This is a genomic window from Bacillus sp. GMa5/1 (genome assembly GCF_050172015.1).
GTDB lineage: Bacteria > Bacillota > Bacilli > Bacillales > Bacillaceae_G > Bacillus_A > Bacillus_A cereus.
In genome coordinates this window covers 1-1,057 of record NZ_JBNLYC010000426.1, presented here as the reverse complement: position 1 = coordinate 1,057, position 1,057 = coordinate 1, and the positions used below count along the sequence as shown (strand labels likewise).

Below are 1,057 nucleotides of genomic sequence, written 5' to 3'. Positions count from 1 at the left end.
TGAACTGAACCCAAAAAATTAGACAAATATATTAAGCAGCTACTAAGGATTGAACTCTGTATTGCACAGGGGACAATCCTTTTAGTTTTGTTTTAATTCTTTTGTGATTGTAGTAATGAATATAAGTTTCTAGTTCTTGCTTAAATTGTTCCATACTTTCAAACTCTTTAAGATAAAGTAATTCAGACTTTAATAAGCCAAAGAAATTTTCCATGACTGCATTATCTAAGCAATTTCCCTTACGGGACATACTTTGGATAACGTTATGTTTTTTAAGCGACTGATGATATTGTCGCATTTGATAATGCCAACCTTGATCCGAGTGTAAAATAGGAGTTTCCTTATCATTCAAACATTGAAACGCCTTATTTAACATTTTAGAAACAAGGGAATAGGCAGGTCTATGTTCTATATTGTAAGCTATAATTTCTCCGTTATATAAGTCTAAAATGGGTGATAGATATAGTTTTTTACCATGTAAGTGGAACTCCGTCACATCTGTTACCCATTTCTCGTTTGGTTTTGATGCGTGAAAATTACGTTTTAAAATATTAGGAGCGAATTTCCCGACAGTCCCTTTATATGAACGATATTTTTTTAATCGAACAAGACATTTTAATCCCAGGATATTCATTAAACGTCGAACGGTTTTATGATTTAATGCATGGCCTCGATTACGTAATTCCAATGTAATACGACGATAACCATACCTCCCAAAATTCTCACTAAAAATCTCTTTAATTAATTCTTTAACTTTCTTATATTTATCTGGACGTTTCGCTTGTTTCATCCAGTAATAATACGTACTACGAGCGATATTAGCGACTTTCACAAGGTCAACGACCTTATATTTATGCCTTAATTCATAAATCAATTGCGCTTTGTCTTGGTCTGTGATGTTTTCTTCTTTTGAACTAAGGCATTCAACTTTTTTAAATAGTCATTTTCCATACGCAGACGTTCATTCTCTGCTTGTAGCGCTTCTATAGAACCTTCAAGAAATACTTCGTTTTGTTTTAAATGTTGTAGCTTAGCTTTTTCTTTGGCCATGGTTAGA

General features: G+C 32.8%; 1 pseudogene. It reads right to left on the bottom strand.

The features are described from left to right. Nucleotides 1-31 precede the first annotated feature (31 nt). Nucleotides 32-1,057, bottom strand: a pseudogene (locus tag ACQGSG_RS29160) (IS3-like element ISBth167 family transposase); the annotation flags it as partial.